Source organism: Enterococcus villorum (assembly GCF_007990225.1).
In the GTDB taxonomy this organism is placed as follows: domain Bacteria; phylum Bacillota; class Bacilli; order Lactobacillales; family Enterococcaceae; genus Enterococcus_B; species Enterococcus_B villorum.
Genome location: NZ_BJWF01000013.1, coordinates 12986 through 35469 on the forward strand (window position 1 = coordinate 12986; position 22484 = coordinate 35469).

Annotated in this window: 17 protein-coding genes; 12 read left to right on the plus strand and 5 right to left on the minus strand. The window is 34.6% G+C overall.

All coding sequences use genetic code 11. The features are described 5' to 3' along the window. Window positions 1-4 precede the first annotated feature (4 nt). Both EVI01_RS06545 and EVI01_RS06550 read left to right on the plus strand, forming a co-directional pair. Window positions 5-3139, plus strand: coding sequence for an AAA family ATPase (locus EVI01_RS06545; RefSeq protein ID WP_010750350.1), 3135 nt, complete (start codon window positions 5-7; stop codon window positions 3137-3139). Between the two features lie 18 nt (window positions 3140-3157). Beyond that, window positions 3158-6352 (plus strand): DEAD/DEAH box helicase, encoded by a 3195-nt coding sequence (locus EVI01_RS06550; RefSeq protein WP_010750351.1) that lies wholly within the window; start codon window positions 3158-3160, stop codon window positions 6350-6352. 486 nt (window positions 6353-6838) lie between these two features. Here EVI01_RS06550 and EVI01_RS06555 read toward each other — a convergent pair whose 3' ends face one another. Beyond that, window positions 6839-7546, minus strand: coding sequence for an HAD family hydrolase (locus EVI01_RS06555; protein WP_010750352.1), 708 nt, complete (start codon window positions 7544-7546; stop codon window positions 6839-6841). Window positions 7547-8321: 775 nt separating this feature from the next. On the opposite strand from EVI01_RS06555, the gene spxA reads away from it, so the two are divergent. From spxA to EVI01_RS06580, 6 genes are all read left to right on the plus strand, one after another. Continuing rightward, a complete protein-coding gene (gene spxA / locus EVI01_RS06560) occupies window positions 8322-8720 on the plus strand; it encodes a transcriptional regulator SpxA (protein WP_002296384.1) in 399 nt (132 codons plus the stop codon). A gap of 412 nt (window positions 8721-9132) precedes the next feature. Further along, entirely contained in the window at window positions 9133-9786 is a 654-nt protein-coding gene (locus EVI01_RS06565) for an adaptor protein MecA (RefSeq protein WP_010750353.1), read from the plus strand. Between the two features lie 110 nt (window positions 9787-9896). Continuing rightward, complete coding sequence (locus EVI01_RS06570; RefSeq protein ID WP_051093417.1) at window positions 9897-10316, plus strand: competence protein CoiA; 420 nt, start codon at window positions 9897-9899, stop codon at window positions 10314-10316. Window positions 10317-10453: 137 nt separating this feature from the next. Next, on the plus strand, window positions 10454-10621 hold the full coding sequence (locus EVI01_RS13650; RefSeq protein WP_010750355.1) for a hypothetical protein: 168 nt from the start codon (window positions 10454-10456) through the stop codon (window positions 10619-10621). 401 nt (window positions 10622-11022) lie between these two features. Next, a complete protein-coding gene (gene pepF / locus EVI01_RS06575; RefSeq protein WP_010750356.1) occupies window positions 11023-12834 on the plus strand; it encodes an oligoendopeptidase F in 1812 nt (603 codons plus the stop codon). Between the two features lie 647 nt (window positions 12835-13481). Then, window positions 13482-13949, plus strand: a complete 468-nt coding sequence (locus tag EVI01_RS06580; protein WP_010750357.1) for a DUF4809 family protein — start codon at window positions 13482-13484, stop codon at window positions 13947-13949. A 223-nt stretch (window positions 13950-14172) separates the two neighbouring features. Here EVI01_RS06580 and EVI01_RS06585 read toward each other — a convergent pair whose 3' ends face one another. Genes EVI01_RS06585 through EVI01_RS06595 form a run of 3 tightly spaced genes read right to left on the minus strand, consistent with a single transcriptional unit; the run spans window position 14173 to window position 17870 of the window. Next, window positions 14173-15360 (minus strand): galactokinase, encoded by a 1188-nt coding sequence (locus EVI01_RS06585; protein ID WP_010750358.1) that lies wholly within the window; start codon window positions 15358-15360, stop codon window positions 14173-14175. Between the two features lie 2 nt (window positions 15361-15362). Further along, window positions 15363-16397: an aldose epimerase family protein gene (locus EVI01_RS06590; RefSeq protein ID WP_010750359.1), complete on the minus strand. Its 1035-nt coding sequence runs from the start codon at window positions 16395-16397 to the stop codon at window positions 15363-15365. Window positions 16398-16412: 15 nt separating this feature from the next. Next, window positions 16413-17870: a glycoside-pentoside-hexuronide (GPH):cation symporter gene (locus tag EVI01_RS06595; protein ID WP_010750360.1), complete on the minus strand. Its 1458-nt coding sequence runs from the start codon at window positions 17868-17870 to the stop codon at window positions 16413-16415. Between the two features lie 192 nt (window positions 17871-18062). Between EVI01_RS06595 and EVI01_RS06600 the strand changes: the two genes are divergently transcribed. The 4 genes from EVI01_RS06600 (at window position 18063) to EVI01_RS06610 (ending at window position 20900) form a co-directional block, all read left to right on the plus strand. Further along, the gene (locus EVI01_RS06600; protein ID WP_010750361.1) at window positions 18063-18968 is read left to right on the plus strand and encodes an AraC family transcriptional regulator; all 906 of its coding nucleotides are present in this window, start codon (window positions 18063-18065) and stop codon (window positions 18966-18968) included. 78 nt (window positions 18969-19046) lie between these two features. Then, a complete protein-coding gene (locus EVI01_RS06605; protein WP_010750362.1) occupies window positions 19047-19715 on the plus strand; it encodes an NAD(P)H-dependent oxidoreductase in 669 nt (222 codons plus the stop codon). Window positions 19716-19719: 4 nt separating this feature from the next. Next, window positions 19720-19890, plus strand: coding sequence for a hypothetical protein (locus EVI01_RS13655; RefSeq protein WP_010750363.1), 171 nt, complete (start codon window positions 19720-19722; stop codon window positions 19888-19890). A gap of 113 nt (window positions 19891-20003) precedes the next feature. After that, entirely contained in the window at window positions 20004-20900 is an 897-nt protein-coding gene (locus EVI01_RS06610) for a LysM peptidoglycan-binding domain-containing protein (protein ID WP_010750364.1), read from the plus strand. 101 nt (window positions 20901-21001) lie between these two features. Here the strand turns inward: EVI01_RS06610 and EVI01_RS06615 are convergent, their stop codons facing one another. Next, window positions 21002-22378, minus strand: a complete 1377-nt coding sequence (locus tag EVI01_RS06615) for an amino acid permease (protein WP_025480593.1) — start codon at window positions 22376-22378, stop codon at window positions 21002-21004. Window positions 22379-22484: the final 106 nt, after the last annotated feature.

Sequence of the window (22484 nt, forward strand, 5' to 3'; positions counted from 1 at the left end):
GGTAATGAAACCTAAAAAACTACGTTTAAAAAACTTTGGACCATTTATTGAAGAGACAATTGATTTTTCGAAACTCACAGAAGTTCCTCTATTTTTGATTACTGGAAAAACTGGTGCAGGAAAAACGACACTCTTTGATGGCATGACTTATGCTTTATTCGGTGAAACTTCTGGGAGGCTACGTACCGGCAAAGAAATGCGATCGCTTTTTGCCACCCCAGAGGAAGAAACGAGTGTGTACTTTTCATTTGAGCACCAAGGAATGAGTTACGAAATCGAACGTAAACCAGAACAAATACTTGCTAAACGTAAAGGGGAAGGAAATAGAAAACAAGCAGCCAAAATCACTTTAACGATCTTTGATGACAAAGGAAAAGAAATGCGACAATTGACGAAACGAAATGAAGTAGATCAATTGATCAAAGAGCTAATAAACCTTGATGCGAAACAATTTTCTCAGATTATCTTATTGCCTCAAGGAGAGTTTCGCCATTTTTTAATTTCATCAAGCAGTGAAAAAGAGATTGTTTTACGCAATTTGTTTGGTACGCACTATTTCCAACAACTAAATGAACAATTAAAAGAAAAAGCAAAACTTTATCAAAAAAAATTAGATCACCTTGAACAAGAATTGACGATGCTACAAAAAAGATTTATACCAGTCACTGAAGAGCCCACTCATAAAAATGAAAACTTTGACGCTATCTTAACTTGTTGGCAAGAAGAACAAGCAATATTACAAGCGAATATTCTACAAGAAAAAACAGCACTTTCTGATTTACAGGAACAGCAAAAACAAATGGAAGACACATACTATCGTTTCCAGACGCTACAAACGAGACAGGAAGAAAAGCGAAGATTAGATAAAAAGAAAGAAGAACTCCTTCAACAAGAACAGGTGATTAATGAAATAAAACAGTGGATCACTCATTACGAATTTGCTGAAAAATTAATGGATTCATTAACAAGAAAGCAAGAATACCAAAGTGAACAAGAAGAATGGCAAATAAAAGAAAAAGATTGCTTCAAAGAGCTCGCTCAACAAAAAAAAACTTATCTTGAATGGGAAAAACTTGAACCACAACGGATAAATACCCAACAAGAAATGGAACAATTAGCTGATAAATTACAAGAAATGAAACGGTTGATTCCAATTGCTAAAGAATGGCAGAACAAACAGATAGAAAGAAATACTTTACGCACAGAAAAGAAAAAAAACGAAGAAACAAAACAAAACATTGTTCAAGAAAAACGACAAGTACAAGAAGAACAAAAGAAGTTGCTAGAAAAATTGGCCGATCAGGAATCATTACACGAAGACCAAATGCGCTTTGAAAAACTACGTCAAGAACAAGAAAAATATCAAGAAATTCTTGTACAATCTCAGCAGATGAATGAACAATTAAAAATATGTCAGCAGCGATTAGTAGCAATCAACGAACAACATCAAAAAAGCCAAACTTTATTAAGTGAACAAACGCAACAGGTGGCCACGTTAAAAAGCCAATGGGCAAGCCAACAAATTGCTCGATTACAATTGTTACTGTTACCTGGGGAACCATGTCCCGTCTGTGGTTCACTAGAACATCCTAAAGAACTGCGTAACCATGAACTGCCTGAAAAAAAACAAGTCATCAAACTTGAAGAAGAATTAGCCGAAGCCGAAGCTCGACTTGAGCAGATCAATCAAAAAATTGGTCGTAATAAAGCAGAAGAAACACAAATAAAACAGAGAATAAACGAGCTTTCAACCTCTATTTTAGAAAAGCAAGAAGAAATGGAGCGAATCAAAGAAAGCTTGAAATGTTCACTTGAAAAATCTTTCCAGTTTATAACGGCGGATGATCCTATCGTATCTTTGGAAGAAATTCAACAAAATTTAGCAACTCGTGAGGAGCTAATTGCAAAATCCAAAGTTTCTTATGAACAGGTGACTGAACATTTAACCGTCATTGATGATAAACTAAATAGTATAGAAGAACAACTTGCTCAAAATAAAGAAAAACTCCAACAAGGACAAGGAGAGCTTAATAGTTTAAAGAAACAGTTGGGAGATAAGGACATTCAAAATTTAGTAGATGATGTCAAACAATTAGAAGAAAATGTTTCTATGAAAGCAAAATGGCTAGCAGAAGAAAAAGAGAAGGCCATTCTTTTATCCCAAGAAATCAAACTACTGCAAGCGCAACAAGAAAATATTCATGAGCAACAAACGAGAAATATTCAGAAATTACAACTTCTTCAAGAAAAAATTACTCAGAAGTTGTTGGAACAAACCTATTTTAAACAAGAAGATGAGATAAGATCCTTTGCCCAACAAACAGATATGTATCAACATAATCGTCAAGCCATTGCGTCCTATGAAGAAGAACGATTAATTGTGGAGGATCGATTAACTCAGCTAGAAAGTTTTCCTTTAAAAGAGACACTTCCAGATTTAAATAAATTAAAACAAGAATTGTCTGAATTAAAAAGCAAAATAACAAAACAACAAGAAAACTATTATCGATTGTATGAACAAGAACGCACGAATCAGAAAATCATTGAAGAATTTTCTGACATCTATCAAGCAAGTCAAGAGCAATTGGATGAATTGATTCAACTTCAACAATTATCACAAACCATTAACGGAGAAAATCCTAGAAAAACTAGTTTAGAAAGATATGTTTTACAAGTTTATTTACAAGAGGTGCTGCAAGTTGCTAATGTTCGCTTACAACGATTGACAAAAAATCGTTATCAATTTGAACTAGCAGAAGAAATCGGCAGTTATCGTGGAAAAACTGGATTAGAAATCAATGTTTACGATGATGAGGCAGGATTGACTCGTGGGGCACATACTTTATCTGGTGGTGAAAGTTTCATTGCAGCTTTGTCCTTAGCGCTAGCTTTAGCAGAAGTCATCCAAACGCAAACAGGAGGGGTATCTATCGAAGCCTTATTTATTGATGAAGGATTTGGCTCCTTAGATGAAGAAGCACTTGAAATGGCGATTGAAGCATTAGAAACAATTGAAAGTGAAGGAAGAATGATTGGGATTATCAGTCATGTTAGAGAATTAAAAGAACGAATAGTACAACAAATAAGAATCGAAACAGAAGGTAGCGGCCAAAGTAAAGTACGCTATCATCTTGGATAACGGGGGGATTGGTAACTTATGAAATGGAGCATTCCAGAAAAAGTCATTGCAAGAGGACGTCAATATTTGCAAGAAGGACGCGTGTTATCGGTAGTCCCTGACCAAGAAGAAAAAGTTTGGCATGCGGAAGTCTTAGGTAGTGAATTATACATGGTCGATTTAGATGGAACCGCAAAAGAAGTTGATTTTTGCCAATGCCCATATTGGGAAGAACATAAGTATTGCAAGCATACGGTTGCCGTCGAATTGTATTTACGTTCAAAAAATCTTTCACGAATACTAAAAGCAGATCAAACAATCATAGAACCAATTAAAAGAAGCAGTGAAGGCGAAATTCTAACAAAAGGATTTTCAAGATTGAAAGAAAAATCTACTTCTCAACTACTCCAACCATTAATTATTGAATATCAAGTGGAAACCGTTGAGACCAATCATTATCACCCAGAACTAGCAACATTAGCAGTATATTTGCGTATTGGTTATTTAGAGAATCCAAAAAAAACCTATATCGTTAAAAATATTTTTGATTTTTTACATGCCTATACTGAAAATGAACGTTACACTATCAATAAACAATACCAATTTCACTTAGATAAACGGGCGTTTCAAGGAGAAGACCAAGCTATTTTAACGAACTTAGCAGGCTGTGCACAAACCCAAATTTTGCTAGGAGCAAATGGTCTTCAAGTGAAAGGGAAATTAGATAAGCGTTATTTGTTGTTGCCTATTGAACAGGCAAAACAATTATTAGAACAGATGAATCAAACCACAAGATTACAAATGAAAATGGAAGAATTCAATTATCAAGCCATTCATTTTTCAAAAAATGAGAAACCTTTAGCATTTGAAGTAACAAAAAAAGATGATGCTTATCAATTAAAAACGATAAGAGATTTTGAATTATTCTTTACCCACTATCAGTGGGGGATGATTCAAGGAACATTTTTCTCATTAACAAAGCATCAGCAAGCCATTTATTTGACGTGGAAACAACTGATGAGACGATTTGAAGAGCCAGAAATTTTATTTATGAAACAGGAACTTTCTTCCTTATTCAAAGAAATACTTCCTTTACTCTCTGAAATTGGAGATGTCAATGTTAGTGAGGATGTAAAAGCAGAAGTTGCAGATGTACCCGTAGAATTTGTCTTTTTCTTTAGAAAAGCGAAAGGCAAAATTCAAGCTCGGATTGATTTTGTTTATCAAGATGTTATTTTTTCAACGGATGAAAAACATGAAGTGATTCCTGAAAACTCTTCAGAAATTTTGCGGGATAAAGCACAAGAACAACGTGTATTGGATTTATATAAAATGTATCATTACCGAAAAAACGAGACCGGTTATGAACGTGTATTACCTAAAGGCGAAGAGTTATATGCCTTTTTCCGAACAGAATTAGCTGTTTTTCGTCAATTTGGCGAAGTTCGTCTTGGGAAAAAACTCCGAGAACTATATTTAGATGCGCATCGACATCAACCAAAAATTGAAGTCGAAGAAACAAATTCATGGCTAGATATCCGCTTTGATGTAACAGGTATCGAGGAACAAGAAATTGATCAAGTACTACAAAGTTTACTACGTAATGATGCTTTTTATACTTTAGAAAATGGGCAAGTTTTATCATTTGATTCAGAAGAATTTCAACAAACAAGTCAAATTTTACAACAATTCCGAGAATCTATACGTATGGAAGCAGGGACCATCCATGTACCAAAAAATCAAGGTTTGATTATTCAAGATAAATTATCAGGTAGTGAAGCAACGTTTGGCGATTCTTATCAAAAAATGATCCAAGACTTAATTCAACCTGAACAATATCAAGCAACTTTGCCTACAGGTTTACAAGCTGATTTACGGGATTACCAAAAGCAAGGCTTTAAATGGCTTAAAATGTTGGGAAATTACCAATTTGGCGGGATTTTAGCAGATGAAATGGGACTTGGGAAAACCTTACAAACGATTGCTTATTTACTTTCTGAAAAAGAAGAAAAAGGTGAACTTGCTGCTTTGATTGTCGCTCCTGCAAGCTTGATTTATAACTGGCAAGCAGAAGTGAAAAAATTTGCGCCTACTTTAAGTGTTCAGGTAGTGAATGGCAATAAAAAAGAAAGAGAAGAACTACTGTCACGCGACGTAGATATCAGAATTACTTCTTACGCTAGTCTAAGGCAAGATTTAACGGATTATCAAAAACGTTCGATCAACTATTTAATCCTTGATGAGGCACAAATGGTTAAAAATAGTAGTACGAAGACTGCTCAAGCGTTGCGTGAACTAAATGTACCACAACGTTTTGCATTAAGTGGTACACCAATTGAAAATAATTTAGAAGAATTGTGGTCTTTATTTGGAACAATTATGCCTGGATTTTTCCCGAATAAAACACGTTTTAGAGAGTTGTCGCCAGAAGAAATTGCACAAATGATCCGTCCTTTTGTGTTACGCAGAGATAAGCAAACAGTATTAAATGATCTTCCTGAAAAAACAGAGATGAATCTCTATTCTGCCCTTACGGAAGAACAGAAAACAGTGTATCTGGCTTATTTACGACAAATGAGAGAAGAAATTTCTTCGATGGATTCAGAGTCCTTTAAAAAGAATCGAATTAGCATTTTGGCTGGTCTAACAAGATTGCGACAAGTTTGCTGTGATCCACGACTGTTTCTTGAAGATTACCAAGGTGGTTCTGGAAAATTAGAACAAGTCAAAGATTTATTAGTAGCAGCAAAAGAAAACAATCGCAGGGTCCTTTTGTTTTCTCAATTTACAGGAATGTTAACCATCTTACAAGAAGAATTAGCAGAATTGGGATTGTCTACCTTTTACTTAAGAGGAAGCACAAAACCACAAGATCGTTTAACAATGGTTGATGCCTTTAATGAAGGAGAAAGAGATGTCTTTTTGATTTCATTAAAAGCAGGCGGTACCGGATTGAATTTAACTGGAGCAGATACCGTTATATTATATGATCTTTGGTGGAACCCAGCGATTGAAGAACAAGCAGCAGGTCGTGCGCATAGAATTGGGCAAAAGAATGTAGTTGAAGTATGGCGAATGATCGCTGAAGGGACAATTGAAGAACGAATGGACTCCTTGCAACAAGAAAAAAGAGAGCTATTCCAAAAAGTGATCCAAGGCAGTGAAGAACAATTGACAAAATTAACAGAAGAAGATATCCGCATGATTTTAAGTGCAGGAGAATTAGAAGCTTGAATGCTTGGTGAAAAAGAATTATATTTACAGCCATTAAAAAAAGAGGCAGGGACAGAAGCGTTTAGCTCTGATAAATAAGCCGAAACTCACGAAATTTGTTTTTCAAATTTTTGTAAGTTTCGGCTTATTTTTCGAAGGAATTGCTGTTGTTCCCACCATTTATGACATGTGGTCGTGAAAGTAGTGGTCAGCTTCGAGCAAATGAACGCTAAATTTTTAAAATAGCTCCACATATTTTAGAAATTTAGCGCTTATAGTTGAGGAGTTGCTACTTGAATACCGTTGATAGGTTGTAAAGAGGCTACTCTTCATCAAGCGATAAGAACGAATAAGAGAAGCTTTTCATATTTTCCTTTGCTTGGTCACCGCAGAAGTAATACTTTGAGCTCCGTTTAACCGTTTCTAAATGTTTGAAATAGACAGATTTGACACTTTCATATTCTTTTATTTACCTCTATCTAGTAGCTTATTGTTGCTAAGTAGAAGTTATCCAAAAATAACTTTCATCGTTTCTAATAATTGATCAAAGGAAGTAATTTCGATATCGCAAGTTGAAGTTCCCTCGATTTTTCGTTCACGATGGTTAAACCAAAGTGTTTTCCAACCGGCACCTTTCGCTCCTAAAACATCATTATCATAATTGTCGCCTACATATAATGTTTCTTGAGGAGAAAGATTGAAACGCTCTTCAGCAAGTTGGAAAATTTCTTTTTCTGGTTTTTGATAGCCAGTGGCTTGCGAGACAATCATATGTTGTGTAGGAATCCATTTTGCTAATTGAAGTTGTTCCAATTTTTTTGTTTGGTGATCTGTGGGACCATTTGTAATAATTCCGAGCGGGATTTCTAATTCTGCCAAAAAGTCTAATGTTTTTTTCACTTCTTCATGAAGACAAATATTATTTAATTCTTCTTCATAAACTTGTTGAAAATAAAGTCCATCAGCTTCGGTAATATGAGGATAATCTAAGTCTTTTAGTGATTGGCTAATTCGATGTGCCCGCATGTATTCCAATGTCCAATTTCCTGCCATTACTTTAGGAAAATTTTCATCACTATGATGACGGAATCTAAGATATAAAGAACTCATATCTTCATCTGAAACTAGCGGAACAACTTTTTTGACCGCATTTCTAAATGGCTGCTGTTGATCGTACATCGTATCATCAACGTCAAAAACAACTGACTTAATCAATTTCTACACGCCTTTCGGTTTTCATCATTTTTTTCATAAATCCTGAACTATTGTAACAGAAAAAATCTCGCCAAAACGTTGCTAAATAAAGGTTTTTATTACTGTATTTCTAATTGCTTGACAGAACTGGATTTATAAATTACAGTTTTTTTCACTAAAATAGAAAACAAAAGAAAATCAGTGTATTTAATGAATAAATAAAGGGGCTAGGTAAAAATAGAAAGGGGATTTTTAATTCAACGAAATTATTTTATAATAAAATTTATTTTTTTTAATACAGAGAAATTAAAAAACTTAAAATATAAAATAACGTTAATAGACAAGATACTGTCGTTTTTTAGTCGCTCATATTTTGTGAGATTTGTCATAGAGGTCATTGATTCTCTTGCGAGTGAAATAAGCGTTATGTTAAAATAAATTAATTGTTGCAATAGCGAACAAAATGAAGCATAATTAAATAAAAAACATAATTTGTTTTAAGTAAACGTTTTCTTGGATGATGATTAATTAAATAATAGTACAATTTTATTAGCTGTTTTAGTTCTTATTTAAATTTGAATAAGATTGGAAAACTCTCATTTTTTAATAGGTAATTAAACGTGAAATGCTGGTTTTAAAGCCTATAAATCTTAGATAACTTTCATTTTTTTTAAAAAATTATGAAAAAAGCCTAGCTATTTAAAAGTCATTTATGTATAATAGGGAACAGATAGAAGATTATAATGATCTTCTGTTACAAAAAAGTGACTATGGTCATGAAAAGGAGTGGTGCACGTTGTTAACACTATATACTTCCCCAAGTTGTACTTCCTGTAGAAAGGCTCGCGCGTGGTTACAAGAACATCAAATACCATTTGTTGAGCGCAATATTTTCTCTGAGCCGTTGAATAGTTCAGAATTAAAAGCAATCTTGCAAATGACAGAAGATGGTACAGAAGAAATCATTTCGACACGTTCAAAAGTTTTCCAAAAACTAAACATGGATCTTGATGACTTACCGTTGCAAGAACTACTAGAACTTGTCCAAAATAACCCTGGATTATTACGCCGCCCGATAATGATTGATGATAAACGTCTACAAGTTGGCTTTAATGAAGATGAAATCCGTCGATTCTTACCACGTGATGTCCGTCAATTAGAATTACGTCAAGCACAATTAATGGCTGGTTTATAGAAAGTAAATCTTAACTTAGAAAAACTATTTAATAGTTTTTCTAAGTTTTTTTGTCATAAAAGGAATAAGAAACATGGAATTTTCAAGATAGGATTCGTGTAGTAGATGGAGCAGAAAAATAAGGCTTGTTGCTTGTATGCAGAAGTTTTCCGTAAGCGCAGTATATTTTGTATGAATTGATGTACTTTGATTAAAATTTCTTTTCTTTAGGAAAATATCACTTATTTTTTTGAAGAAACATAAAAGAAGAATGAGTTCTTAGTAAATAAGAAAAGTAAACAAAATTTGATGGTGTCAAGTAGAAAGTCAAAACTTATTTTGATTTTAATTGTTAATTTTTTTCTTTACTTTTAAGCTTATTTCGCTACAATGAAGTTATATTGATAGTTGTGGTAAAGTGAGGTGTAGCAAGATGGAAATGGAATATATTAATGAAAACACGATACGAGTAATGATTGGTCATGAAGATTTAGAAGAGCGAGGCGTCTCATTTCTAGATTTACTTGGTAACCATAGAGAAATTGAAAATTTTTTCTATAGTATTTTAGAAGAAGTCGATATTGAAGATGAGTTTCGTAGTAGCGAAGCTGTGACTTTTCAAGTCCTTCCCAAAGGAGACGGTTTAGAGCTTTTTATTAGTAAAAATTTACCAAATGAAGAGTTAATTGAAGAAAGTGACGATTCTTTGGATTCCGATGATGTCACTGAATTTATTCAGCAACAGATCTTGAATAATGAAGAAGAAGTTGAATCCAGTGAACGCATTTCCAATGAAATAGAACACCAAGCGATTTTTGCTTTTGAAGATTTTGAACAAATGATACAATTAGCCAATAATGTAGAATTAGAATCAGCGTGGACAGATTTATATTTACTAGAGGGTGTCTACTATTTAGCTGTGCATTTTTGGATGGAAGACCTTAATCAGACCGATGTTGACAATGAAGTAGCACGTATCTTAGAGTATGCGGATAGAAGTGATCGAACCATTGAAACATTGAATGAGTATGGTCAAATGATTATGGAACGAAATGCATTGGAACGAACCAAATTTTATTTTACCTAGTGATGAATAGTAACCTTTTTTTGAGTATGAATAAAAAAATAATTAAAAGGATCTGATGATTTGTAGTCATCAGGTTTTTTTTGCGTATCTTTCTTCTAGGAGGGAAATAAATGATGATTGCAGTAGATGAGAAGAATAAGAGATACGTTGCTAGTGAATGTAATAAACATCAAACTCTTTATTGTCCAGGATGTCAAGAACCAGTTATCTTGAAAATAGGTAAACAAAAAAAGGCGCATTTCGCACATCAAAATCGAAGGAATTGTCATGGTTTAAGTGAAGGCGAAACAAGCGAACACCTAGAACTAAAAAAGATATTTTTTTATTGGTGTCTAAAAACGGTGCACGATAGACCAATTCAGCTGGAAGCCAGTCTGCCATCCCTTCTTCAAAGACCTGATATATTATGTGGACGTTTAGCTGTAGAAATACAATGTTCCTCAATAACATATAAGAAAATGGCTGAACGGACCAAAGGCTATTTAACGAATGGCTATAGTGTATGGTGGGTTTTAGGTTCTTCTTTTTAAAAAAAGATCACTTAACATCACGAGAAAAATATTTTTATCTATACAATGAAACAAGAAAGCTTCATGTGTGGAAACTGGATTGGTTAACGAAAAAATTATGGTTGTTTTATTGTGTGAAAGAATCAATCGAGGGTAAAATGACATGTGAAAAAATGAGTTGGTCTTGTGGTAGTGAATCGCCAATTCAATTACTGGCAAATGAACAGAACAGTTGCACATTAAAAAAAGTTTCTTCAAAAACAATAGGTAAAAAATGGTTACAGAAAAAACTTTATTATCGTCAAAGCAAGTATCTGTCTTTATAAAAAGAATGTTATCTAAGAGGGAAACACTTATTATATTTATCTGCTTGGATTTATGAAGATAGTCAATTTTTCTTTTATTTTCAGGAAAAAATTTTCTTTTATCGATTTCTATTTGAAGAAGTGATGAATGAACAAATGGGTCGTAGTAAGCAGTGGAGATATATAAATTGGTTACAAAAAATTGAACCAAATAAAATAAATTGGATTTTTCCTATGATTAATAAAAAGATGATTTATGCATTATTTTACAAGGAGTGTGAAGAAATATTCTTTGTATAAAACAGAATTAAGTTGTGCTAAAATAAACAGGAGTAGCTGATTTCAAGTAAGTCTATTCTTTTTTCTATCTTTATCGAAGGATAAGAAAAATAAGTAATGTAAAAAATAAAGGAGTGTATTCAATGAGTGAAGCGACCCAATTACCAAAAAGAGAAGAATTGCCTGAAGAATTAACTTGGGATTTAACCAAAATTTTTTCTAGTGATCAAGAATTTGATGAAAAATACCAAGCATTGACAGAAGAGTTAAAAAATTCCGATACTTACAAAGGAACTTTGGCAAACGGTGCGACCGCATTTTTGAATGCTCTTGAATTTGTGTTAGATGTTTATCGAAAAGTTGAAGTTATCTATGTTTATTCACACTTGAAAAATGACCAAGATACTGCAAATACTACTTATCAAGCTTTATATGCAAGAGCTGGGAGCTTATTTTCTAAAGTCAGTGAAGCTGTTTCATGGTATGAACCAGAAGTCCTTCAACTTTCAGATGAACAAATTTGGCAATACTTTGAACAAGAACCAAAATTAGAAATTTATCGCCATTATGTCAAGCAAATGGTTGATAATCGTGCACATGTTTTATCTGCAGAACAAGAATCATTGCTTGCTGGGGCTGGGGAAATATTTGGTGCTTCTAGTGATACGTTTGCGGTTTTAAATAATGCAGATTTAGAGTTTCCAACGATTATGGGAGAAGATGGTAAGAAAATCCAACTTTCTCATGGTGTTTATGGTCAATTAATCGAAAGTACCAACCGAGCAGTTAGAGAAGCAGCGTTTAAAGGGCTTTATAGTGTATATGAACAGTTTAAAAACACCTTTGCTTCTACATTGAGTACTCATATTAAAGGACATAACTATAAAGCAAAAGTTCGTCATTACAATTCCGCACGAGAAGCGTCTTTGAGTAATAATCATATTCCCGAAAGTGTTTATGATACTTTAGTAGAGGTAGTAAATAACCATCTTCCGTTACTTCATCGTTACATGGAATTACGTAAACGTCTCTTAGATGTAGATGAATTGCATATGTATGATTTATATACGCCAGTGTTAGGTGAGGCACCTATTAAGTTTACTTATGAAGAAGCGAAAGCTAAAGCCTTGGAGGCATTGAAGCCAATGGGTGAGGAATACATGGCTATCGTAGAAAAAGCTTTTTCTGATCGATGGATTGACGTTGTAGAAAATAAAGGAAAACGAAGTGGCGCTTATTCTTCAGGTAGCTATGATACCAATCCTTATATTTTAATGAACTGGCATGATACATTGGACCAATTATTTACATTGGTGCATGAAATGGGGCATAGCGTTCACAGTTATTTCACGCGTTCAAATCAACCGTTTGTTTATGGAGATTATTCTATTTTCTTAGCTGAAATTGCTTCAACTACAAACGAAAATATTTTAACAGAATATCTATTAGAGACAGAACAAGATCCAAGAGTTCGTGCCTATGTATTGAATCATTATTTAGATGGGGTAAAAGGAACAATTTTCCGACAAACTCAATTTGCTGAATTTGAACATTTTATGCATGTAGAAGATGCAAAAGGTGTACCTTTAACTAGCGAATATTTGAGTGAAAGTTATGGTCAATTGAATACGAAATATTATGGACCAGCAGTAGAAGAAGACCCAGAGATCAAATTTGAATGGTCACGTATCCCGCATTTTTACTATAATTACTACGTTTACCAATATGCAACAGGCTTTTCGGCAGCTTCTGCTTTAGCACAGAAGATTTGGGATCAAGAACCTCATGCTTTAGATAAATACCTTACTTATCTAAAATCTGGAAATAGCGACTACCCAGTTGAAGTGATGAAAAAAGCTGGTGTTGATATGACAAAATCAGACTACATTGAAGCAGCAATGAAAATGTTTGAAAAACGTTTGAATGAATTAGAAGAGCTAATAGAAAAATTGTAGAAAAAGGTTGTGAACAGCATGTTCTGCTTCAAGAATTAAGAACGAAAATGCGAAAATAGATTTTCATATTTTTGCATTTTTGGGCTTAATTCCGCAGAAGCAATGCTTTGAACACCGTGGGTAAGGTCGTGAAAGAAGCGATTAGTTCCGAGCAAATAAGAAATGATTTTCTAAAATAGCTCCTCATATTTTTGAGCTTAATTCCGTCAATACAAACTTATGTACACCTAAAGCCGTTTTTTACTCCAAAAAATAGAGGCTGAAATTCATAAAATTTATTCTTTCAATTTTATGAATTTCGGCTATTTGTATTATAACAAACAGAAATATGATTATTTTATCTTTTTATACCTGAATGATTTCATTAACGTTTGATTTATTTTTTTCTATGCTAAAGAAAAAGATGACAAGAATTTTGTGAACAATTGTTAAAATAAGTTGTTCATAATTGAAGTGAAAAATAGAAATGGAAGGATGAATAATGTCTTTTTGGGGATTTGAATAAGAGCCAGATGAAGTGGTTTTCATGTATGCTAATTGTCAGGTACGCTGTTTACAAGAAGCTGCACGTTTAGAAATGAAAAAAAGAAAATCTCGGAAAAATAGCTTCAAAAAAATAAAAAATAGTAAGGGAAGGAGTGAGGAAAATGTTCAAAGTGCATATAACAAGAAAAAGTGAATTGACAGAAGGTGGCTGTAATGCATGTGGAATAGTTGATGCAACTGTGTATCTATTGGAACTAGGGACAAAAAAAGCGACAATTTCAGAGTTGACTGTGGGTTCATTAGTCGACAGCCTAGCACTTTTGGAAGGATATGGAGCAGAAGACATTTATGAAATGCTTGATGAAGTGCGCCAATTGAAAAAGGCAGACAGATGCATCAATGTTCATTATGAACATGGAGATGTACAATTTCAAATGGGTAATGAACGAGTTAAAGTAAAAAACTCACTGGAACGACCTGCTTTGTATGAACAAGTGAATCAAATTTTAGAACAATTTTTTGATTTAGGTCCGTATGTTTTTATTGAAACAAAAGAAAGTATTCATTTAAACCCTGAATGGCAAAAATTGATGGAAGATCAAACAGAAAACACCTATTTATTTCAATAAGAAAAGGAAGTTAACATTTATTAACCTTAACAAGTGGTTAGCAAATAAAAAATAGAAAGGATCAACCACGTGACTTTTGTCAGTCTCTTGGTCGATCCTTTTATTTGAATAAGCTATTCATACGTCTATTTTAGGGAATAAATATTTATTTTCATACGTTTAAAGAAACGTCAGGTATCAAATTGTTGGCATTCATTTGATTACCTGCTTACTCCACAAAGTCTTAAGTAGAAACGATTGACGGGGTAACTTTTGTAGCACCGTTTCCGATATGGGCCACGTAAAATTCTGGTGCGTAGCCTATGACTTTTAAGTATTCATCATACATATTGTTTTTAAAGTTTGGGATGTTTTCTTCTTTCACTAAGGCAATGGCACAACCACCAAAGCCAGCTCCTGTCATCCGTGCACCTAGTACGCCATCTTGTTTTTGGGCAGCATCGACTAATGTATCAAGTTCAATACCTGTTACTTCATAATCATTTTTTAGTGAATCATGAGAGGCATTTAATAATTTGCCAAAAGCAGTTAGATTCCCATGTTCTAGCTCTGTCTTCGCTTTTAACGTTCGTTGGTTTTCGGTAACCGCATGGCGCGCACGACGAATCAAGGTGTCATTTTTAATTAAGTCAAGGTTTGCTTCGAACGTTTCTTCATCTAAATCACCTAACGCTTGAATATTCAATTTTTGTTGTAATTGTTTCAACGCTTCTTCGCACTCACTACGGCGTTCATTATATTTAGAATCTGCTAATTCTCGGCGTTTATTGGTATTCATGATCACTATGGCATAACCATCTAGTTTTATTGGAACCATTTCATATTTTAATGTGTTGGTATCCAGTAAAATGGCTTTATCTAATTCGCCAAAACCAATGGCAAATTGATCCATGATGCCTGAATTTACACCAATAAATTCATTTTCAACTTTTTTTCCAATTTGTACTAATTCCAGTCGGTCAATCGACCAATTGAATAAATCTTCGATGGCAACACCCACTAATAATTCGAGTGAGGCACTGCTTGAAAGACCGGCGCCATTAGGGATTGTTCCTTCTACTAGCAATTCGAAGCCATGGTCAATCGTGTACCCCGCTTCTTTTAATTTAACAATCATCCCTTTCACGTAGTTTGCCCAACCCGCTTGTTTGTCATAATTAAGCTGATCTAAAGTAAAACTGATGACCCCATTGTCTTCAAAATTAGTTGAATACACTAATATTTTGTTATCATTTCGCAAAGCTGCAACTCCTTGGGTTCCGTAAGTGATAGAAGCTGGAAAAACATGCCCACCGTTATAATCGGTGTGTTCACCAATCAAGTTGATTCTTCCTGGGGAAAAGTATTGTGTCGTTTCTTTAGGTCCAAAAATTTCTGCAAATTTTGTTGTTAAGCTTCGTTTGATTTCCATGGCTAAACATCCTCTCTAAAATCGATTTTAAATTCTGTGACTGTTTCAAATGTAGTGTGAGGGGCTAAACGAATATCTCCAAAAGTCGGATATTGTTCTGCCCCAGGAGCTACTTGCGTTTCAAAAGTGATCCCACCATGATTGGCTAATTTTTTGCCGTACATTTCTGGGGTATCTTCACCAAAATTCGCTGTAAAAACAACGATACTTGGACAATCGGTAGAAACACTTATTTTAATTTTTTCATCTGGGCTAAGTAACCATGCAGAGATATTTTCAAGTCCTGGATGGTTTAAGAAGAAGGGATGATCTATTCCGTCAAAGTATTTTTTTTGCTCAAAATCACTAGAAAAGACAGTGGCTAATTTTTGTGGTGTTTGAAAATCAAACGGTGTACCAGCTACCGTTGCTTTTTTACCAATAGGGATACTATCTGTTCTTAAGGGAGCAAAATGGTTGCTATCTAGCCAAAGCGTGTGTTGATCAATTGGTTGTGTGACATCCCCAGTAAGATTGAAATAGACATGATTTGTCGGATTAAACAGTGTTTCTTTGTCACTGATTGCTCGTGTTTTTATGCGCCAAATATTCTCTTGTGTCAGGGTATAACAAACTTCAACAGATAAGTTTCCAGGAAAACCGTGTTCGCCATCAGGAATCGTAGTGAGAAATTTAACAGAGCTTTCTTCTTCATTCTCAGAAAGTTGATAAGACCATTTTTTTGTTTCGAATCCTGGGGAGCCTCCATGAAGTGAATGACCTGTTTTAGGATCAGTCTGCAATTGATAGGATTGTTCCTCGAAAGAAAATCGACCGTTTTCGATCCTACCAGCTGTGCGACCAATAGAAGCACCAATATAGGGATCTTTTGTTAGATATTCTTGGGCAGAATCAAACCCTAAAATTAATTCTCGTTGATTGGCTGTTAATCGAACAATGCGTGCACCTAAATCAGTCACTGCTAACTGTAGTCCTTGCTTATTTGTTAAAGTAATTAACCGATAGCCTTGTCCAAAATCTTTTTCTGTAATCGTCATCATATAATTCCTCTCTTAATGTTGTGGGATGATAAAATCGTCTTTTAAAATCGTTTGGCTTTCTTGTGGAGAAATGAGTTTATTTTCTAATTCTTTTACGATTTGTGCATGTTTCTCTTCCGTCAAACGAATTTTCCAAGCAAAGATAATGGCAGAAAAGAACATTAGTACTGCCGGAACATAAAACGCATAGGCTTTAAAAGTGACAATGCCATGTGCCGTAATATCAGCGGCTGACGCATTACCAGTCATTCCAGCTGCAATCGCCACAAAACCTACGATTCCATTGGATAAAGCACCTGCAATTTTGTCTAACAATGGTCGAATGGATAAAGTGACTGCTTCATTACGAATCCCATTTTTCCATTGTCCGTATTCCACAGAATCAGTAATTGTCATTAAAGCCGATAAGAAAATCAACTGTTGTGGGAAGTAGAATAAAATAAGTCCAATGATTACAATAGGTAAACTGGTATTTGCAATGGAGAAGAAAAAATAGGAGCTAATCATCATTGCAATCCCCCCTAAGTACACATAACGACGAGAAATTAAGTGGGTCAATGTTGGAAATAGTGGGACGGCAATTAGACCAAGCAAAGCTGCAATTAAGCCTACAAGCCAGAATTGCGTTGGTTGTCCTAAGACGTATTTGAAGAAGTAAAATAAAACCGCAGTTGTTGCCACATTTGCAATGGCATAAGCGATATAAGAAAGGGACAACCACATCAGTTGATCATTTTGAGCAATTGCTTTGAAGACATCCTTGATGTTTGCTTTTTCATTTTGTTGTCTGATTGCTGAATTTACTTCTTTTGTTCCTAATGCAGTGATAATGGCTGTTCCAGCAGAGATAATTGCGGTGATCATTCCAAACCAAAACCAGCCTGAAGCACCTTCTGTATGGTGTGCGGTGACTAAGTAAGTGAAAAATGTGACAATGGGTACAACAACAAGCGTTGTACCATTTGCACCTAAGGAAGAACCGAATCGTGCAAATGTCGCAAATTTTTCTCTTTCCTTCGTTTCAGTACTCAAAGCGGGAATCATGGACCAAAAAGCAATATCTTTGAAGGAATAGAAACTATCTAACAAAATAAAAACAATTGTAAAAAGAAAAATAAACAACGTGGTATTGTGTGTTGCTAGTCCAAAGAAATTAGTAAAAAGGAAAATCAAAAGCAAGGAACTTACAACCCCACCAATTACAAGCCAAGGCTTAAATTTACCGAATTTTGTATGGGTGTTGTCGATGATCCCACCAATCAATGGATCGAAAAAGATTTCAATTAAACGAATACCTACAACTAAACTTGTAACAGTCGCAATCATATGTGCTGTTGTTGTTTTATCGGTACCTGCAAACATTTCACTTGTAACAAAAACCATGAAATAAGTACTAAGTGTGACATAAAAAGTATCATGACCGAATGCGCCTAAAGCATAAGAGAAACGTTGAATCATTTTGTTTTTCATAATTATCGAATCCTTTCTTAAGTTAAATATACAACAAAAAAATGAACTGGTTATAATAAATGATATCGTTTGCTACTATTGAATTTATCAAGAAAACGCTTCCTTTTGAATGTCTTTCTGTGACTATTATTTAACTTTTTGTTGCATGATAAAGAATAAACAGTGTAAAGTAAATAAAAAGGGGTGGTGTGTATGGAACAAGCAATATTTTTAAAAAAAGAACACCAACAAGTAAAAAAAGAGTTGGATTTTGATTTTTGTGGTTTTTCAAAAACCTTACCCTATCATTCATTTGGTCCTGCGATTAGACAAGATTATGTATTACATGTGGTCATGGAAGGAAAAGGAACTTATCACGTGAAGGAGCAGCAATACCATTTAAAAAAAGGCGATCTTTTTTTAATACGTCCAGGAGATTCAACTTTTTATTTAGCAGATGGCGACGATCCTTGGATGTATTGCTGGCTATCTTTCAATGGTCCTCTAGCCCAAAAAATTATCCAACGTTCATTATTTAAAGAGGATCAATATACAATGGTTTCATCGGGTATCTCTGCTTATATTGATATCATTTTAGAATGTATGCATCATTCACAAGAAGATCTAGTAAACGAATTGGAACTAACGGCATTAACCTATCGTTTCTTAAGCCTATTGTTAAAAGATGGCGGAAAAGTAGGTCTTGGTGAACAAAAAGTTTATTCCTCTTTAGTGATCGAGACCGTGAAATATATTGAGGGCCATTATCCTCATCACTTAACAGTAGAAGAAATTGCTCAACAGTTATCAATTAACCGTAGTCATTTGTCTAGGGTATTTAAAAACCAATTAGGAACAAGTATCAAAGAATATTTAATTGGTGTCCGCATTAATCGGGCAGCATTTTTACTTTCTTTGACGAATGATTCTGTGGAAAGCATCGCTTATCAGGTTGGATTTAACAGTTTGGTGGTATTTAGTCGAATGTTCAAAAAAACGACAGGGGAAACAGCTACCAGCTACCGTAAACGGATGAAAAATGAAGAATCACGGAATCTTTCTTTAGATACATTGAAAAAAGAATTAGCAGAACAAGCAATTATTTCGTGGTCAACATAAGGTAAAAGCAGGATAACCATCACATTCTTTGTTCTATGCTAAACTATAAAGCGACATGAATAAAGAGGAGTAAAGAAAATGAAAAGTTTGATTATTGTTAGCCATCCATCGATTGAAACTTCTTTAAATCAACAATTTTTTAAAGAAGCGACTAAATCATTAGACGTTACTTGGCACCATCTAGAAAAATGTTATCCAGATGGAGAGATAGAACTTGAAAAAGAGTTAGCATTGCTAAATTCACACGATCGAATTATTTTTCAATTTCCATTTTATTGGTACAGCGCACCTGCCTATTTAAAAGTATGGCAAGACACTGTGTTAGAACATGCAACAAAAGTGCTAAAGCAAAAAGAATTAGGAATTGTATTAACCACTGGTGTCTCTGAAAAAGAATATCAAGCTGGCGGTAAAGAAGAATATACGATTTCAGAATTTTTAAGACCATTTCAACGTATTGCTCATAAGTTTGAGATGACTTTTTTACCTCCATTTGTTATGGCGCAGTTTATGTATCAAACAGAAGAAAAAAAATGGGAACGTTTAATCGCTTATCAACAATATCTGACATTAGAGGGTCAAGCGACTTTAGCCAATCGAATCGACTGGTTTATTAAACAACTAAGAGATAATTCTTCTTTACGAGAAAAAGATCAAGTAAAACAGGAACATATAATCGAGTATTTATCTAGTAAAAAAGAAGAACTTGAAGATTTAATATTTACTTTACGAGAGCTAAAAGGGTGATGAGATGACGGATAAATGGCTATTCAAACAATTAGAAGAATGGAGTGCAACAGCAAACTACGAGACAAAAGCGTTGTTGTATGAAACAAAAAAACTTTTACTAGAAATTTCTGAAAGGAAAGAACAATTGCAAGGAGAAATTGATGGAGAATCTTGGAATCATCAAAAATGGTGAAATTTCTGTATAAATAACACAGTTTAAAATGTTCAGAAGTCTGAAAATTTGCTACAATGGAAATAAAGTAGAAGTGATAACGCTATTTTCTATACTAATGGGTGGTGAAAAAAATGAATGAAGAAAACGAGCGAAGAGTAAACGTTCGGATGGCTCGCAGACAACAGCAAAAAAAGGAAACACGAATGCGTTTCATTAAAATAGGCTCTGCAGTGGCGGTTTTTCTTATAGTTATTGGTGCTATTGCAGGACTTTATTTTCATGGTAAGAATCAATCTAGTGCGAAAAGCGCAGTAGTAAAACCGAGCGAAACTACGTCAAAAAAAGCAACTTCAACGACTAAGACAACAAGTACTACTGAAGACAGCTCAACACAAGCATCTGAAAAAGGGACACTTGAAAAAGAATTACAAAGCATACTAACCACGTATACGCAGAAAATCAAAGAACAAACACCACGTTTAATCGAAGAATATCAAGCCGAGATTCAGAATAATCAAAATGGAGTAACAGGCTTATCGGCGATTGCCAACCAAAAAGCTCGTGAACTTCAAGCAATTTCTGATGAAGGAATCAATCAATTACAGAAAAAATATCAAACAGCTGAAACAAAAGATGGGATAGATCTTTCCACGTGGGTTAATCAACTTTCGGCAAATTATACAGAACATGTTGCCCAAATTTCCGATATTTACCTACGAACAAGTGCTTCGTTGCAAGCAGAAAATTCAAGTAGTCAAGAAACAAGTGAGACTGACACAGAGACAGAACAAACGACAGAATCATCAACTACTACACCGTCGTCTACTCATCAAGAAATGCAAGATCAGTCAACGAGTGCCTCATCTAGTGAACAATATGCGCAAGGAACCACTGTTGTTCAACAAGGAGAAGGACCGACTCAAATTGCGCAACGGACAGGGGTTCCTGTGGAGACTATTTTGTCTTTAAACGGTATGACGATGGATGACTATTTTTTCAAACCTGGAGATGTGTTGAAGTTAAACTAAACATTTCCGCTATTTTATTTATATAGACAAGATACTGCAAATAAAGACAGGCACTACTCAATTGAGTGATGCCTGTCTTTATTTTTTAGTAAAAATAGACGTTAGGCTTTCTTTTTAAGCCTTCCTTCTCTTACAAAATAATGAATAGTCATATAACCTAGAAATACAAAGCCAATGATCAATGGAATCCTTGTTTCTGGGTTGATCATCATAAAGATCAAGACTAATGCTAAGAATAGCAAAGATAGATAGTTGGTATAAGGAGAAAATGGCATTTTAAAAGGATGGGTTTTCATTTCCTCTTGGTGTTGTTTTCTAAATTTAATTTCACTGAGTAAAATTACGACCCAAGGCACCATCCCTGGTAAAATACTTGAACTATAAACAAAAACAAAGAGATCTTCGGTATGAGCAACAAATAAAGGCAATAAATAATTTAAAATTAAACCAATGAATATACCGCTAGAAATTGCGACAACCGGATAGAATGGAACGCCATGACTTGTCAGTTTTAAAAATTTCTTTGACATTTTTCCGTTAATAGCCAAGGTATAGATCATACGGCTGGCACTGAAAATACCTGAGTTGCAACCAGATAAAGCAGCCGTTAAAACAACAAAGTTGATCAACCCAGCAGCAAACGTAATGCCCACTTTAGAAAATGTTTGAACAAACGGGGAACCAATTGTTCCTAACTGATTCCATGGATAGATGCTGACGATAATAAAAATAGCTCCGATGTAAAAAATCAAAATACGCCCAATCGTTGATTGGACTGCTTCAATGATCGTCTTTTTGGGATTTGCTGCTTCACCAGCTGCCATACCAATTAGTTCAATACCTTGATAAGAAGCGACAACAATAGATAAAGCAAAAAAGAAGCCCTTCAAACCACCAGTAAAGAAACCACCATTTTTCCAAAGATTTGAGATTCCGACTTCCTGTCCATGGTTTCCAAAACCAAACAGGATAACCCCGAGACCAACAAGTATCATTAAAATAATTGTGCCTACTTTAATAAGTGAAAACCAAAACTCTAATTCACCGAACGCTTTAACTGAAACCAAGTTAGCTAATGTTAAGAAAAGAATGACCACTATTCCTGGTACGATAGTTGGCAAATGCGGCCACCAATAATTCATATATTCGCCAACAGCGATGACTTCACTAATCCCGACAACGACAAATTGAAAAATGTTACTCCATGCAGTGAGGTAACCTGCGACAGGATGAATATAATCACTGGCATAATTTGCAAAAGAACCTGTTGAAGGATCAATATAAAGCATTTCTCCTAGTGCACGCATGATCAAGTATAAAAAGAATCCTGCGACAGCATACGCTACCATTACGGAAGGTCCTGTCCAACGAATGGTTGAAGAAGCACCCATAAACAATCCTACACCGATTGTCCCTCCTAAGGCAATCATCTGAATATGACGTGCACTAAGGCTTCGAGTTAATTTTTCTTCTTTCACACCAAAACTCCTTTCTTTTTTGAGTAAAACAAGCAAATACAATAATTTCCCTACACCTGTTGATGATGAATAAATGAAAGATACAATCATTTGCTTTTCCAACTCT